The following is a 13,871-nucleotide window of genomic DNA, read 5'->3' as shown; positions in this document are numbered from 1 at the left end:
AGGCCGTGACGCCTGATCGGGGACGCATCCAGGTTCAGGCGAAGAAGCGCTTCGCCTGTTGGGGCGAGGGCACCAGGCACAGCTCCCGCTTGCCGAACAGGCGGTAACGGTTGTCGGCCAGACGATCATACAGCCAGTCGGTCAACACCACGGGCAGCAGCTCGAAGGCCCGTGTCCAGGACCAGGGGGCCCGCAGCCGCCGCGCCAGCCGGAAGGCCGCACGCGACCGCAACAATGCCTCCCCTGCCTCGATATAGACGAAGCTGTTGGTCAGGTGCGGCATGCCGATGGCGGCCAGCACGGCCCTGCCTGCCACCGACTGCACGGCGGCGAACTGGATTTCATGGTCGGCTTCCGTCGCCAGGATGAAGCGTACCGACCCGTTGCACAGGTTGCACACCCCGTCGAACAGGCAGGTCGGCCCCCGCAATAGCCGTTCCAGGACGACTGGATCGGTCCCGATATTCCCCGTGCTCATCGCAACCCCATCCTGTCCAGCTTCTTCAGCAACCCCACGCGCGACAGGCCCAGCAGGCGGGCGGCATGGGTATGGTTATGGCCCGTCTCCGCCAGCGCCTGAATGATCATACGGCGTTCCAGGGCAGCCACCTCCTGGTCCAGTGTGCGCCGGCCGGCGGGCGGTGCGTCGGTGGCCGGAAGCGTCCCCTCCTCCCCCGCCGCAAAGGCCAGATCGACCGCATCAAGCAGCCTATCGCCGCCATCCCCCGGCCCGGCCAGGGTCGCGGCACATTCCACCAGGGCGCGGAGTTCGCGCACATTGCCGCGCCATTCCCGGCCCGACAGCCAATCCAGCGCGTCGGGGGTAAAGCGGGCCGGACCGCCCGATGCGCGGCGCAGGAACAGGGTAGCCAGCACCGGTACATCCTCCGGCCGTTCCGCCAGTGGCGGGGTCCGCAGCACCATGCCGCGCAACCGGTAATACAGATCCTCATGGAACCACCCCTCCCTCACCATCGCCTCCAGGTCGCGGTGGGTGGCGGCGACGACGCGGGTATCGGCCTTGCGCACCTCCCGCCCGCCCACGGGCTGATAGGTGCCTTCCTGAAGGAAACGCAGCAGCTTCACCTGCATGGGGGCCGGCATCTCCCCCACCTCGTCCAGGAACAGGGTGCCGCGATGGGCCGTCTCCACCAGGCCGGGCCGGTCGGCATGGGCACCGGTGAAGCTGCCTTTCAGATGGCCGAACAGCTCGGTTTCCAGCAGTTCGGCGGGGATGGCGCCGCAATGGACGGGGACGAAGGGATGGTCGCGGCGCGGCCCGCCCTGGTGCAGGGCGCGGGCCACCAGTTCCTTGCCGGTACCGCTGGGCCCCAGCACCAGCACCGGCACCTGCGTCGGCGCGATGCGGCGCACCAGGTCGCGCAACCTGGCCAGCGACGCGCTGCTGCCCACGATGCCCAGATCATCCGCACTGCCCGCCGCATCGCGCAGGCGCCGCAGCTCCGCCGCCAGCCGTCCGCGCTCCAGCCCGCGTTCCACCACCACGCGCAGCAGGTCGGGGTCCAGTGGCTTGCCCAGAAAGTCCCAGGCACCCCGCTCCACGGCCTTCAGGGCCAGCGCGTGGTCGGCATGGCCGGTGATCACCACCACCGGGGCCGGCGCAAAACTGGAGATCAGTTCCAGTCCCGCCACCGGATCGTGATGGGGCGGCATGGACAGGTCCAGCAGGACAAGGTCGGCCGGCTGCGTGCGGAACGCCGCTTGCGCCGTCGCCCCGTCGCCGGCCACCGCCACCGCGTGCCCGAAACCGCACAGCCAGGCCGCACCCAGGCGCTGGAAGGCCGGTTCATCATCCACCAGCAGGATGCGCGCCTGTGTCATGTCCGGTCCTCCACCACGTCTGGAAATGTCAGGCACAGGCAGGTGGACCAGCCCGGCCGCGGTACCAGCGCTGCCGTCCCATCATGCGCTTCCATGATGCGGGCCACGATGGCCAGGCCCAGACCCGTCCCGCCCGGCCGGCGCGACACGAAGGGCTGGAACAGCCGGTCACTGATCTCCGCCGGCACGCCCGGACCATCATCGCAGACCATGACCTGCACTCCCCCCGCCGCCCGTTCCGCGATCACCGCCAGGCGTGTACCATGGGCGGCGGCATTCTCGATCAGATTGACCAGCGCCTGGCGCAGCCGGCGCGGATCGGCGCGGATGGTCAGGGCCGGGTCGATCGCCCGCTCCACGTTCAAACCGGGCAGCCCCGACAGGGCCAGCTCCACGGCGTCGGCCAGCGGCGTGTCGCACAGATCCAGCCGTGCCGTGCCGGCATAATCCAGCATGTCGCGCACCAGCATCTCCATGCGCCCCACCTGCTCCGCGATCTCCGCCCGCACATCGGGTGCGGTGCCGGCCGCGGCCATGGTGATGATGTTCAGCGGGTTGCGCAGGTCATGGGCCACGGTGGCCGCCAGTTGGCCCAGTTCCACCAGCCGCGCCTCCTGCTGGCGCTGCCGTTCCGCCCTGGCCAGGGCTTCGGCATGATCCAGCCGGCCGGCCGCCTCCGCCAGGCAGCCCGCGAACAGGCCGGCGGCATGGCGGGGGCCGGGCGGGGCGTCGTCCCATCCGGCCAGATCACAGCGCCAGCCGGCTTCATCGCGCGACAGCACCAGAGCCGGGACCGGCCCCGCCGCGTCCTGCCGAACATCGACCGGCAGCCCCAGCCGCCCGCCGATCAGGGCGGCGGCACGGTCCAGCAGTCCCGGCCAATCCGGGGGCTTGGTCAGCGCTTGCCGCCATTGGTCCAGATCGCCGGCCCGCACCTCCCCACCGGGAAAGACCAGCCGGTCGGCCAGCCGGCGCAACGGCGTCATGGCGGCCACCCCGGCCACCGTCATCAGCAGCATCAGCAGCCAAATCTCCACAAAACCCACCGCCAGGATGCCCCGCATACCACCTGCCATGGCCGGTAGAATGCCCACCAACGTCCCGCTCGCCGCCAGCAGCCCCATCAGCAGCAGCCAGACCAGCGTCCGCCGCGGCCCATGACCGTACCGACCGAATGGAACTGTCGGGTCTGGCCCAGATCGACACGCGGCCGGGACCACTGGCCTGGCTGCTGTGTGCCGTGCTAGGCCTGCCGGCACCGGGCCGCGATGTGCCCGTCACCATCATCTTTGAAGCCACGGCAGAGGGGGAGCGCTGGGAACGCCGCTTCGCCGGCCGGCGCTATGCCAGCACGCTGACCGCGGGCAAGGGCCGCGACGCCGGCCTGCTGGTGGAACGCATGGGCATGATCGCCAACATCTTCCAGGTGACTGCCGCCCAGGACGCGCTGTACCTGACCCTGGTGCGCTGCCGTTCCCTGGGTGTGCCTATGCCCGGCTGGCTGGCCCCGCGCTGCCCGGCGGTGGAACGGCAGGTGGATGGCGCCTTCATGTTCGACATCCCCATCGACCTGCCCTGGCTGGGCCGGCTGATCCATTACCGTGGACGGGTGGAATAGTGCACTGCGTCTTCACGGATGGATTTCCGGCAGCGCCCGGCCGCCGGCCATCACCGGCTTCGCCTCGATCAGGATAAAGGCGATGCGGCAGACCTGGGTTGGCGACGGGTTGCGCCACAGATGGTTGGTGGCCCGCTGCACCACAATGTCGCCGGTCGCCAGTGGCGTCACCGATCCGTCATCCAGTTCCAGCTCCAGCTCACCCGACAGCACGATGCCGTAATCTATGGAATAGGAACGGTGAAGGGGTGATGCCTTGCCCGGCAGCATGTCCACAATACGGATCACCGACCCGCCCGGCAGCGTCTTGCCGGCCGGCAGCATGCCGTCGCTGCCATCGTTCAGATCGACCGGCACGGTCGGCGTGGCCCAGACCAGTTGGAAGGCCGCATCGCCGCTATCGATCAGGGTGGGGATCAGCGTATCGACGGCACGGATGACCGACATTCCATCATCATTGTGACCGGTGACAATGCGGCGGAAGGGCTGGGTCATGCAGTGCTCCGGGGACGCAGGAACAGGATAAGGGCAATGCCGGCCACCAGCAGGGCGGCGGCACCGATCAGAGGCAGCGTGTCGATTACCGCGCCCATGCGCAGGGCCAGGGCGGGCACCACCAGGGCCGACAGGAATTGGCCGATGGCGAAGCTGGACTGCCAAAGGCCCGTCCCCCTGCCCCGTACTTCGAACGCCAGGGCCGACATGGTCCAGGTCAAAAGCGTGGGCAGCAGCAGGCCGGCGGCAATCTGGCCCATGAAGGCCGCCGCAATGAACCAGCCTTCATCGGGCGCCTGACCCATGGCGATGAAGGATGCGGCCATCAGGGCGAACTCACCAGCCAGCAGCAGGCGCACATCCCGTTTGGCCAGGCCCCAGAAGATCAGGCTGCCCAGCGGCGTGCCGATGCTGGCCAATGCCGACAGCAGGCCGATGCGGCCGGGATCGGTGACGCCGAAACCGGGCAGCACCGTGCCGACATTGATCTGGATCGTATAGAACAGGATGGCCGCCAGAACCGTCGCCCCGCAGGTCAGCGCCATGTGCCGCCCCGGCAGCAGCGACCAGGCCGGCATCTGGCGTTGCGTCAGCACCGGTTCGCGCACCAGCAGCAGCACCGCCAAAGCCATGGGCCAGGACAGCCCATAGATCAGGAACGGTGTCTGCCAACCCTGCCGCCCCAGCAACCCGCCCAGCGCCAGGAACAGTAGGGCGGAGACCGAGGCCACCGCCGTTTGCGACGACAGCCAGCGTTCGCGTGTCCTGCCCTCGAACAGATCGCCGATCAGCGTGGTGCTGAGCGTCATGATCAGTGCCTCGCAGATCCCGACCAGCACGCGGCTGACCAGGATCTGGTGCAGGTCCTCCAGCACCATGGGCGCCATGCCGGCCAGCCCATAGGCCAGCATGGCAATGATCAGCAGCCGGCGCCGCCCAAACCGGTCACCCAGCATGCCGGCCACGGGAGAAAACAGGGCGATGCAGAGGCCCGGCAGGGTCAACAGCACCGGCACCAGGAATTCCACACCCGGCACATGGGCAAAGGCCGTCATCAACTGCGGTGCCACCGGCACCAGCAGCAATATGCCCATCACGGCCGAGGTGCAGGGCAACAGCAGTGCCAACCCCTGCGCAATTCCCGCCTTGGCTTGCCCGTTCACCGTCATCCCCATCAGAAGCTCACCGAACCGCGCAGCCCATAGGTGCGGGGCGGGCGCAGGCCGTTATAGACGACGTTCAGGATGGGACGGGTGAAGGAGGTGGAGTAGATGTCCTTGTCCGTGATGTTGTTGACATAGCCCGTCAAGGACCAGCCCTGTCCCGGTGCTTCCAGCGTCAGCCAGGCGTCCGAGGTCATGTAGCCGTCCTGATGCTGTTCGGGGCGATAATCGATGGACAGGAACCGGCCGCTTTCGATGCGGCTGCGCGCACCCAGGATCAGGTCGAGATCGGCCGACAGTTCGAACGTGTGGCTGTAGCTGAGGTTCAACGACCATTTCGGGGCGTTCACCGCCGCCTTGCCCGAACAATCGATGGTGAACAGCCGGGCCGGTGCGGCCACCGGCAGGGAACTGTTGGGCGTGACGGCACAGCCGCTGGGCAGGGGCGTGCCGCCGGCCGAAATGGCGGTATAGACGAAGCTGTTATATTTGCTGTCCATATATTGCAGGTTGATACCGATCTCGTCGTTCCGCGTGGCCAGGAACTGCGCCTCCACCTCCATGCCATACATCCGGGCCTGGCCGACATTGGCGGTCACCGCCGCCTGGCCATAGACACCGGGTCCCACCTCGATGGGGCCGATATAGCCGATCTGCTGGTCCTGATAGTCCCACCAGAAGGCTTCGGCATTCAGTTGCAGGCGGTTATCCAGGAAACGGTTCTTGGATCCAACCGTATAGGCGGTCAGTTTTTCCGGATCGAAGCTGTTCTTGCCGACGGCCGGATAGAAACCGCCCGCCTTGAACCCGGTGGCGACATTGGCATAGAGCAGCGATTGCGGCCCGGCATCGAACTCGATCCCGCCCTTCCAGGTGACGCTGTTGAAATTCTCGTCGCCCGTGGCGGTGACGAAGGGCGGATTGGGGTTGCTGACGCTGCTTTGGCGAACGGGCGTGGTCTGCTGCTTGTTTTCATGCGTGTAACGGACACCGGCCACAAGACGCAGTCCGTCGGCCACATCATAGGTTCCCTGGCCGAACACCGCCTTGCTGACCGTTTCCTGGTGCGGCATGAAGGTGGTGGTGGACAGCCCGCCCTGGAAGAAGCTGTTCAGCGCATCCACCTTGTCCCGGAACCAGAAGCCGCCCACGACATATCGGAAGGCATTGTCCTCCGCCGAGGCGAAGCGTACCTCGACCGAGCTTTGCTTCGACACTTCCTGCACCGTTCCCTGGAAGCCGACGCTGTAGAAAACGAAGTCCGGCCGGCTGTCACGATAGGCGGGCAGCACGGTCAGCGTGCCGGCATCGAACTGGTAATCCAGCGTCGCCGTCACCCCCCAGAAAGTGCTGTCATTGAAGCCGTCATCCTTGGGCGGCACCACCAGCCCGGAATTGATCAGGCCGGGGAACCGCAGACGCAGTTCGCTGATGCTTGTGGCCTCCGACCCGCCGATCCGGTCGCCCACGGCCGGCGCCGTCGGGGTCAGGCTGCCGGGCACCAGCACGCCGCCCACACCCTTGCCGCCCTGGTGGAAATAATCGCCCGACAGAAGCAGGCTGAGCCGGTCATCCGGCTCCCACAGCAGCGAGGCGCGGGCCGCCTGCCCCTCTTCATCGTCATAGCCGTCGGACAGGTAACCATCACGGTCCACCACCTGGCCGGCCACACGCAGGCTGAGCGTGTCGCTGATCGGGGCGTTGATCATGCCCGTAGCCTTGCGCAGATTGTAATTGCTGATCTCCAGCCCGGCCTCGCCGCCCGTGCTGGCATTGTCGGGGCGATTAGGGATGACATTCACCGCACCGCCGGTGGCGTTGCGGCCATACAGCGTGCCCTGCGGTCCCTTCACCACCTCCACCCGCGCCAGATCGAAGAAGGTGCCGACCGGTGCCGTCGGCCGGCCGATATAGACGCCGCCATAATTGAAGGCGATGGCATTTTCGGAGAAGGAGTTGGGGCCCAGCGTACCCACACCGCGCAGGTAGAAACCGGTATTGGACCCGCCGCCCGGCTGTACCACCAGCGCCGGCACCAGCTTGGTCAGGCCTGCCGTGTCGGTGACACCGGCGGTGACCAGATCGTCGGCGGATATCGCCGACACCGCGACCGCCACCTTCTGCAAATTCTCCGACCGGCGCTGGGCAGTGACGACGATCTCCTCCAGCACGCCCGGATCGGCACTCTGGGCACTGGCCGCGACGGCCGACAGCAGGGCCGTGGTCAACAGCAAGGTGGCGCGCATTTTCATTTTCCTCCCTGGGGTTTTTTAAGAGTCCCGGAAGGCAGGCGGACGGGTTCAGCGCCGCCCTTGCCAAGGCAGCCTGTCATTTTGATGGATATGGAAGCGCAAGCGGCTCCCTGCCGGCCATGGCCGACACCCTCCCCGATCGCCGGCCTCTGGACCGGTCAAATTTTCTTTGCTGATAAAACCATAACAGTCGCGAATGCATCGGCGAAATCGTATTTCACGATCTGACCTATCGCCCTGGCCAATAGTTCAGGCGGCATCCTGTTCGACGGCCATGCGGCGCATCAGGCCGCGGAACCAGACCAAGGCCGGGTCACGCTGGAAATGCCGATGCCATTGCACCATTTCGGTCAGGATGGGGAATTCGATCGGCAGCGGCAGAATGCGCAAGGGCAGCCTGTCCACATACAGCCTGGCCAGACGCTCATGCATGGTGGCCAGCAGGTCGGTGCCGACCAGCATGGCGGGCACAGTGGTGAAATCGGCCACGAACAGCTCGGCATTGCGGCTGTAACCAAACCGGTCCAGGAACCATTGATCGAAGCTGGGTGCGCGCTTCATGCCGAACCGCACCAGCACATGGCCCATCTGCATATACTGGTCGAAGCTGATCGTATCGCCCAGCCTGCTATTGTCCTTCCAGGTAACGACGACATGGGTGTCGGTGAACAGCATCTCCTTGGGATGGTCGGGATGGGTGAAATTGTCGGGCGTGACCAGGAAATCCACCTGCCCGCGCGACAGCCGCTCCAGCACCAGATCGTCCATGCCGTCGATCTCCACCTTGATGCCGGGCGCCAGCCGCCTCGCCTCGCGGATGACGCGGGCCAGCAGCACCTCCGTCACATAATCGGACGCGTGCATGCGGATGGTACGGGTGGCGGTGGCGGGGTCGAAGCTGGGCTTGGTCTCGATCGTCGACTGAATCTGCATCAGGATGTCGCGCACGGGGGCGGCCAGGCTTTCCGCCAGCGGCGTGGGCACCATCGACCGGCCGATCTGGGCAAGGATGTCGTCATCGAAAAACTCGCGCAGCCGCGCCAGATTGCCGCTGACGGCCGACTGGCTGAGGTTCAGCCGGTGGGCGGCGCGCGACACGCTGCGTTCCTCCAGCAGCACATCCAGCACCACCAGCAGGTTCAGGTCCAGTTTCTGGAACCGCATCATCTTCCTCCCCATCTATCGGTCAGGCCGATAGTTAGTCTCCATAAATACGACTTCGACGATTGGTGTCGAGCCCTTAACGTGCCGGCATCGAAATGGACCGGTCTGAGGGCCACATGCATATCCTGATCACCGGTGCCGACGGGTTTGTCGGCCGTCACCTTGTTCGCCGTCTGCTGGCCGGCGGTGTCCTGGCCTTTGACCGGCTGACCCTGGTCGATCAACGCTTCACCGAACCCACCAGCGATCCGCGCGTGCGGCAGGTGGCGGGCAGTATCGCCGATGCCGGCCTCTGGGCCGGGTTATTGGATGGCGGTGCGGATTTTGTCTTCCATCTGGCCAGCATTCCCGGCGGGCTGGCGGAGCGGGAGTTCCATCTGGGCCTGTCGGTCAACCTGCTGGGCACGATCGGCCTGCTTGAGGCACTGCGGCTTCAGGCCACTCCCGCCCGGCTGGTCTTCGCCAGCAGCGTCGCCGTCTATGGCGATCCGTTGCCCGATCTTGTGGATGACGACACGTCCACCGCCCCCACCCTGTCCTATGGCGCACAGAAACTGGCGGCGGAAGTGCTGGTGACGGATTACAGCCGGCGCGGCTTCATCGATGGGCACAGCCTGCGCCTGCCCGGCATCGTCGCCCGCCCGCCGGCACCGTCGGGACTGATATCCGCCTTCATGAGCGATGTGATGTGGGCAGCGGCAGAAGGGCAGCCGGTGCGGGTGCCGGTGTCCGTCAATGCCGTCTGCTGGTGGATGTCGGCAGCGTGCTGTGTGGACAATCTGCTGCACGCGGCCGGTTTGAAGGCCGACAGGCGGGTCTGGCTGCCACCCGTGTTGCGCCTGACCATGGGCGAACTGGTGGCAGCGCTGGAACGCCGCTTCGGCGCCGTGGACATCGCCTATGAACCCGATGCCATGGTGGAGGCACGGTTTGGCCGGCAGCCGCCCGTGCGGGCTGACCGCGCGCTGGCGGCCGGCTTCCGCCATGATGGCGATATCGGCCGGCTGATCACGGCGTCTCTGGGGCTTTAATCCGCCAAGATCGCCACGGCCCGCGTCCACCCCGCCGATGCGGCACGGACCTTCACCGGGAAACAGGCGACGGTGAAGCCCGCGGGCGGCAGCGTCTCCAGATTGGCCAGCTTTTCCATGTGGCAATAGCCCACTTGCCTGCCGACATAATGTCCTTCCCAGATCAGGGAGGCGTCGCCCGTCTCCTTGAACTTGGCGGCGGTGAAGGGGAATGGCGCATCCCAGCTCCAGCCATCGATGCCGGTGACGCGCACCCCCCGTTCGACCAGATACAAGGTCGCTTCACGCCCCATGCCACAGCCCTTGGAGAGAAACTGGGGCGTGCCATAGGCGGCACCGGCGGCGGTGTTGACCAGCACGATATCCAGGGGCTGAAGCACATGGCCGATGCGGGCCAGTTCGGCCTCAACCTCGGCCGCCGTCACCACATGCCCATCGGGCAAGTGGCGGAAATCCAGCTTCACGCCGGGGCGGAAGCACCAGTCCAGCGGCACCTCATCAATGGTAATGGCGCGTTTGCCGCCATCCATCGTGGAATGGTAATGCCAGGGCGCGTCCATGTGGGTGCCGTTATGGGTGGAAATTTCCACCCACTCCGCCGCCGGTCCTTCGCCATCGGGAAGCTGTTCGGCCTTCAGGCCGGGGAACATCCGGCAATATTCCTCCGCCCCTTCCTGATGGCTGGCATAGCGGATCTTGGGACGCATGAAGGGCGGATCGGCCGGGACGTCATTTTCCAGATGGACGGACAGGTCGATGATGCGGGGCATTGGATCACCTCGGTTGGATAATGGCGACGCGCAGGCAGGAACCGGGGCGCATCTGGCAGGACAGGCGGATGGCGGGATCGGCAATGTCGAGCTGGCGGCGCAAGGCAGCCTCCGCTGGCCCCATCGGGCCGGGATCACCATCCAGCACAGCCACGCGGCAAGTGCCGCAGATACAGCAACCGCCGCACAGGGCCGTGATCGCGTCACGGCCCTGTGCGGCGATGGCCTGCATCAGGGACTGGCCGGGAGCGACGGGGATGTCCCGCGCCTCCCCGACCAGCTGCAGCATGACACTCACGCCGCCCGCCCGCCCAGCGTGTCGGCGAACCAGTCGGCGATATAGTCGCGGCCGAACGACATGTTGTCGGCCCCGACATGTTCCACCCCACCCTCACGGTCGGTGAAGATCTTCAGCTCACGCTTGGGCGAATTGACCAGTTGCTCATAGGTCTGGTGGGCATAATCGACGGAGATCTGCCGGTCCTTGGCACCATGGGTGACCAGGAAGGGCACCTTGATCCTATCCAGCACACCGTTCAGATGCATGCCGTCGGCCTTGGCGAAGAAGTCATCCATATCCTTGGCGCCGAACACCCAGCGGACATGGCCCCAGTAATGGGGCACCGGGTTCTCCCCTTCCCGCTTCAGACGCTTTTGCTGCACTTCACGCCAATCATGGTTGGCGCCCCAGACGGCTCCCGACGCAAAGCGCGGTTCGAACGCCACCGCGCGCGGCGTGAAGTAACCACCCAGCGAAATGCCGACCATGCCGATACGGTCGGCGATCACGTCCGGACGGGTCGCCAGATCATCGAACACCGGCGTGGCCCAGCGCTCCGTCTCATGCGTGGCATAGAGATGGTTGGCGCGCAGTGCCTCGCCCGTGCCCGGCTGGTCGATGCAGAGCGTGGAAATACCGCGCCTGGCCAGGGCGTGCGGCAGCCAGGACCAGAACAGCAGTTCCTTGCAACTGTCCAACCCGTTCACATACAGGACGCAGGGCGCCGGCCCCTCCCCCCCCTCGGCCTTGGTGAACAGGCCGGGGATAAAACTGTCGCCGAAGGGGATTTCCACGCGTGTGCAGTTCTCGCGCGCCAGCGCGACGCCCTTGCGGAAGGCGACCTGACCCTTGGTGAATGTCTCCTCCCGCCCCGGATGGCCATGGCCCTGCATGCGCTCGGCCGTGATGTAATAGAGCGAGGCGCGCTGCAGCTTGGCCCCGGCGGACAGGGCGCGGCCACGCGCCTCATCCTCCGCCGCCAGCCCCACCAGCTTGTCGCCCATGGCAACCCATTGCGCCAGGAAGGCGCCGGTACCGGCATCCTCCCCCCGCGCCGCCGCATCCAGCAGCGGGCGGCACATATCCTCGATCTCGCCGACCCGCGCACCGCTTTCGATGGCGATGTTGACCGACAGGTTCCAGATGTAATTGTTGGGGAAATATTGGAACAACGCCATGGGTCAAACCTCCGCCGCCTGGAACAGGCCGGCATCGGGGGCGGGATGCGGCATGGTCTGCGGGCCGCCGCTGCCGGCCCCCCACTGATCCATGATTTCGGGGCTGGGCACATGCACGCCGGCCACCCAGGTCGCCTCGTCCACCCGCTCCAGTTCAGCGGTATATTCCACGGCGAAGCCGGCCGGCGTGGTGAAATAGCTGAAGGTATTGTTGCCGGCCGTGTGGCGGCCAGGGCCCCAGCGCAGTTCCACCTCCGCACGCTTCAGCTTGCCCACACCGCGCATCATCGCGTCCATGTCGGCCATGTCATAGGCGACATGGTTCAGGCAGGGCGGGCCCGGCAGGATGGCGATCCGGTGGTGCCATTCGTTGCAGCGCAGGAAACACATGAAATCGCCCAGCCAGTCCGACACCCGGAAGCCCAGGACATTCACGAAGAAGTCCACAGTGCCCTTGTGATCGGGCGAATGCAGGACGACATGGCTGATCTTTTCCGGCAGCGCCTCCTTCGCGGCCACCGCGCGCGAGGGGCCGCGTTCGACGCCGGCGGAGATTTCGAAGCTCAAGCCGTCCTTGCCGAAGAAGCGGAAGCCATAGCCGCCGCCGAACCCGGTCAGGTCCCTTGGTGCAAAGATCACGCGGCAGCCGGCGGCCACTACCTTGTCATGCAGCTCATCCACATCGGCGTTCGTCTCTGCCGCCAGGGCGATCACGTCAATGCGCTTGGTATCGGACGCACGCAGGCGGACGACGTACAGTTCCGGCGAGCCCTCCGCCGCCAGATAGATCAGGCCATCCTTGGAAGCGACCTCGCGCAGGCCCCATTTGTTGCGGTAGAAGGCGCGTTCGGCCTCCAGGTCGGGCACGGCATAGCCGACATAGCGGATATCGGTAACGCGGGTCATGGTCTTCTCCTTAAAGCGGTTGAGCCAGGGCGGCCATGGTGGCGTTCATCAGGTGGGGATGTTCCTCGCTATGGACGCCGCTCTGTTCGATCTCGCCCAGGCGGACGGAATTGTTGACGACCAAGGCTGCCCGGTCGAACCGGCGCGCCATGAAGCCCTCAAGGGCGGCCGACAGGTCAGTGGCCGTGGCCAGCTCCTCGCCCAACACCACTGCATCCTCCATGGCCATGCCGGCGCCGCTGGCCAGATGCGGGGTGGTGGCGTGTGCGGCGTCGCCGATCAGAACGGTGCGGCCCGTATGCCAGGGGCCGGGCAGCAGCAGCGCCTCCAGCGGCCGGAAATTGATGATGCTCTGTTCCGTGATCTGGTCACGCACGAAGGCGATGGCGCCACCGAACCCGGCCAGCCGCTGGCGCAGCAGGTCGGGCAACTCGGCTTCCGCGTGCCGGGTGTTGGGCGCAATGCTCTCCAGCGCGAACAGATACATCTTGTCGGCGGCGCACGGGTTCACACCGGCCTTGATTGGCGCACCCAGATACATCTCCACCCCCGTCACGTTCGGCGGACGGGGCACGGTGATGCGCCAGCAGGCCTGGCCCGTGAAACGCGGTCGGGGGGCGTGGGGGAACAACAGGGTGCGCATGCGGGAATGGATGCCGTCGGCCCCGATCACGAGATCGTACCGGCCATGCCGCCCGTCGCTGAACTGCACGTCGGCGCCATCGGCATCCTCCGCCAGACTTTCCACCGTGACGCCCAGGCGGATATCGGATGCGGCGGCGCGGGTACGGCTGGCCAGCATCTCATGCAAGATGGGCCGCATGATGCCGCCACCGGCCGGCAGGTCGGCCGCCAAGGGTGGGGTCGCGATCTCCCCGATCGGGTGGCCGTGGGGCGTGAACAGGCGGGTGTCTGACGCGCAATAGCCGTGGTGGCGGAAATCCTCCAGGATGCCCAGCCGCTGAAAGGCGCGCAGGGTGGGACCGGTGATGGAGATGCCAGCACCATAGACCCGCCAATCCGGGTCCTGGTCCACCAGATCGACCTCGATATCCAGACGGGACAGGGTAATAGCCGCCGACATGCCGGCGATACCGCCGCCGACGACAAGCGCATTGCGGATCAGGGGCACAATGATTTCCTCCCGGACCGCCGCAATCAAACGGCAGCCC

Annotated in this window: 14 protein-coding genes; 2 read left to right on the top strand and 12 right to left on the bottom strand. The window is 66.3% G+C overall.

Going from position 1 to position 13,871, the window contains the following annotated elements; translation table 11 throughout:
- Window positions 1-34 precede the first annotated feature (34 nt).
- The 3 genes from AC1Q7F_RS20945 to AC1Q7F_RS20935 are packed head-to-tail and all read right to left on the bottom strand — an operon-like array spanning window position 35 to window position 2,906.
- Window positions 35-478: a thiol-disulfide oxidoreductase DCC family protein gene (locus AC1Q7F_RS20945; protein WP_492510473.1), complete on the bottom strand. Its 444-nt coding sequence runs from the start codon at window positions 476-478 to the stop codon at window positions 35-37.
- Window positions 475-1,842: a sigma-54-dependent transcriptional regulator gene (locus AC1Q7F_RS20940; RefSeq protein ID WP_492510471.1), complete on the bottom strand. Its 1,368-nt coding sequence runs from the start codon at window positions 1,840-1,842 to the stop codon at window positions 475-477. Before AC1Q7F_RS20940 ends, AC1Q7F_RS20945 begins: the two co-directional genes overlap by 4 nt.
- Window positions 1,839-2,906, bottom strand: a complete 1,068-nt coding sequence (locus AC1Q7F_RS20935) for a sensor histidine kinase (RefSeq protein ID WP_492510469.1) — start codon at window positions 2,904-2,906, stop codon at window positions 1,839-1,841. Before AC1Q7F_RS20935 ends, AC1Q7F_RS20940 begins: the two co-directional genes overlap by 4 nt.
- A 110-nt stretch (window positions 2,907-3,016) precedes the next feature.
- Between AC1Q7F_RS20935 and AC1Q7F_RS20930 the strand changes: the two genes are divergently transcribed.
- Window positions 3,017-3,460 carry a DUF4166 domain-containing protein gene (locus AC1Q7F_RS20930; RefSeq protein ID WP_492510467.1) on the top strand — a complete coding sequence of 148 codons (444 nt, stop codon included), beginning with the start codon at window positions 3,017-3,019 and terminating at the stop codon, window positions 3,458-3,460.
- Between the two features lie 12 nt (window positions 3,461-3,472).
- On the opposite strand, the gene AC1Q7F_RS20925 is transcribed toward AC1Q7F_RS20930, so the two are convergent.
- The 4 genes from AC1Q7F_RS20925 to AC1Q7F_RS20910 all read right to left on the bottom strand — a co-directional run bounded on the left by AC1Q7F_RS20925 (window position 3,473) and on the right by AC1Q7F_RS20910 (window position 8,534).
- On the bottom strand, window positions 3,473-3,955 hold the full coding sequence (locus tag AC1Q7F_RS20925; protein ID WP_492510465.1) for a cupin domain-containing protein: 483 nt from the start codon (window positions 3,953-3,955) through the stop codon (window positions 3,473-3,475).
- Complete coding sequence (locus AC1Q7F_RS20920; protein ID WP_492510463.1) at window positions 3,952-5,130, bottom strand: MFS transporter; 1,179 nt, start codon at window positions 5,128-5,130, stop codon at window positions 3,952-3,954. Before AC1Q7F_RS20920 ends, AC1Q7F_RS20925 begins: the two co-directional genes overlap by 4 nt.
- Complete coding sequence (locus AC1Q7F_RS20915) at window positions 5,130-7,364, bottom strand: TonB-dependent receptor (RefSeq protein ID WP_492510461.1); 2,235 nt, start codon at window positions 7,362-7,364, stop codon at window positions 5,130-5,132. Before AC1Q7F_RS20915 ends, AC1Q7F_RS20920 begins: the two co-directional genes overlap by 1 nt.
- 255 nt (window positions 7,365-7,619) lie before the next feature.
- Complete coding sequence (locus tag AC1Q7F_RS20910) at window positions 7,620-8,534, bottom strand: LysR family transcriptional regulator (protein ID WP_492510459.1); 915 nt, start codon at window positions 8,532-8,534, stop codon at window positions 7,620-7,622.
- Window positions 8,535-8,650: 116 nt separating this feature from the next.
- On the opposite strand from AC1Q7F_RS20910, the gene AC1Q7F_RS20905 reads away from it, so the two are divergent.
- Window positions 8,651-9,565, top strand: a complete 915-nt coding sequence (locus tag AC1Q7F_RS20905) for an NAD-dependent epimerase/dehydratase family protein (protein ID WP_492510457.1) — start codon at window positions 8,651-8,653, stop codon at window positions 9,563-9,565.
- Here the strand turns inward: AC1Q7F_RS20905 and AC1Q7F_RS20900 are convergent.
- Genes AC1Q7F_RS20900 through AC1Q7F_RS20880 form a run of 5 tightly spaced genes read right to left on the bottom strand, consistent with a single transcriptional unit; the run spans window position 9,562 to window position 13,831 of the window.
- Entirely contained in the window at window positions 9,562-10,335 is a 774-nt protein-coding gene (locus tag AC1Q7F_RS20900; protein ID WP_492510455.1) for a cyclase family protein, read from the bottom strand. The two genes, AC1Q7F_RS20905 and AC1Q7F_RS20900, sit on opposite strands and share 4 nt — an antisense overlap.
- Before the next feature lie 4 nt (window positions 10,336-10,339).
- On the bottom strand, window positions 10,340-10,624 hold the full coding sequence (locus AC1Q7F_RS20895) for a 2Fe-2S iron-sulfur cluster-binding protein (RefSeq protein ID WP_492510522.1): 285 nt from the start codon (window positions 10,622-10,624) through the stop codon (window positions 10,340-10,342).
- Between the two features lie 5 nt (window positions 10,625-10,629).
- Complete coding sequence (locus AC1Q7F_RS20890) at window positions 10,630-11,793, bottom strand: alpha/beta hydrolase family protein (RefSeq protein WP_492510453.1); 1,164 nt, start codon at window positions 11,791-11,793, stop codon at window positions 10,630-10,632.
- A 3-nt stretch (window positions 11,794-11,796) separates the two neighbouring features.
- The gene (locus tag AC1Q7F_RS20885; RefSeq protein ID WP_492510451.1) at window positions 11,797-12,699 is read right to left on the bottom strand and encodes a VOC family protein; all 903 of its coding nucleotides are present in this window, start codon (window positions 12,697-12,699) and stop codon (window positions 11,797-11,799) included.
- Between the two features lie 10 nt (window positions 12,700-12,709).
- Window positions 12,710-13,831, bottom strand: coding sequence for an FAD-dependent oxidoreductase (locus AC1Q7F_RS20880; RefSeq protein ID WP_492510449.1), 1,122 nt, complete (start codon window positions 13,829-13,831; stop codon window positions 12,710-12,712).
- Window positions 13,832-13,871: the final 40 nt, after the last annotated feature.

The organism is Niveispirillum sp. GW835-FHT14G11 (assembly GCF_058793615.1).
Note: the sequence above shows the minus strand (reverse complement) of the source record. Positions and strands in the feature narration are given on the sequence as shown.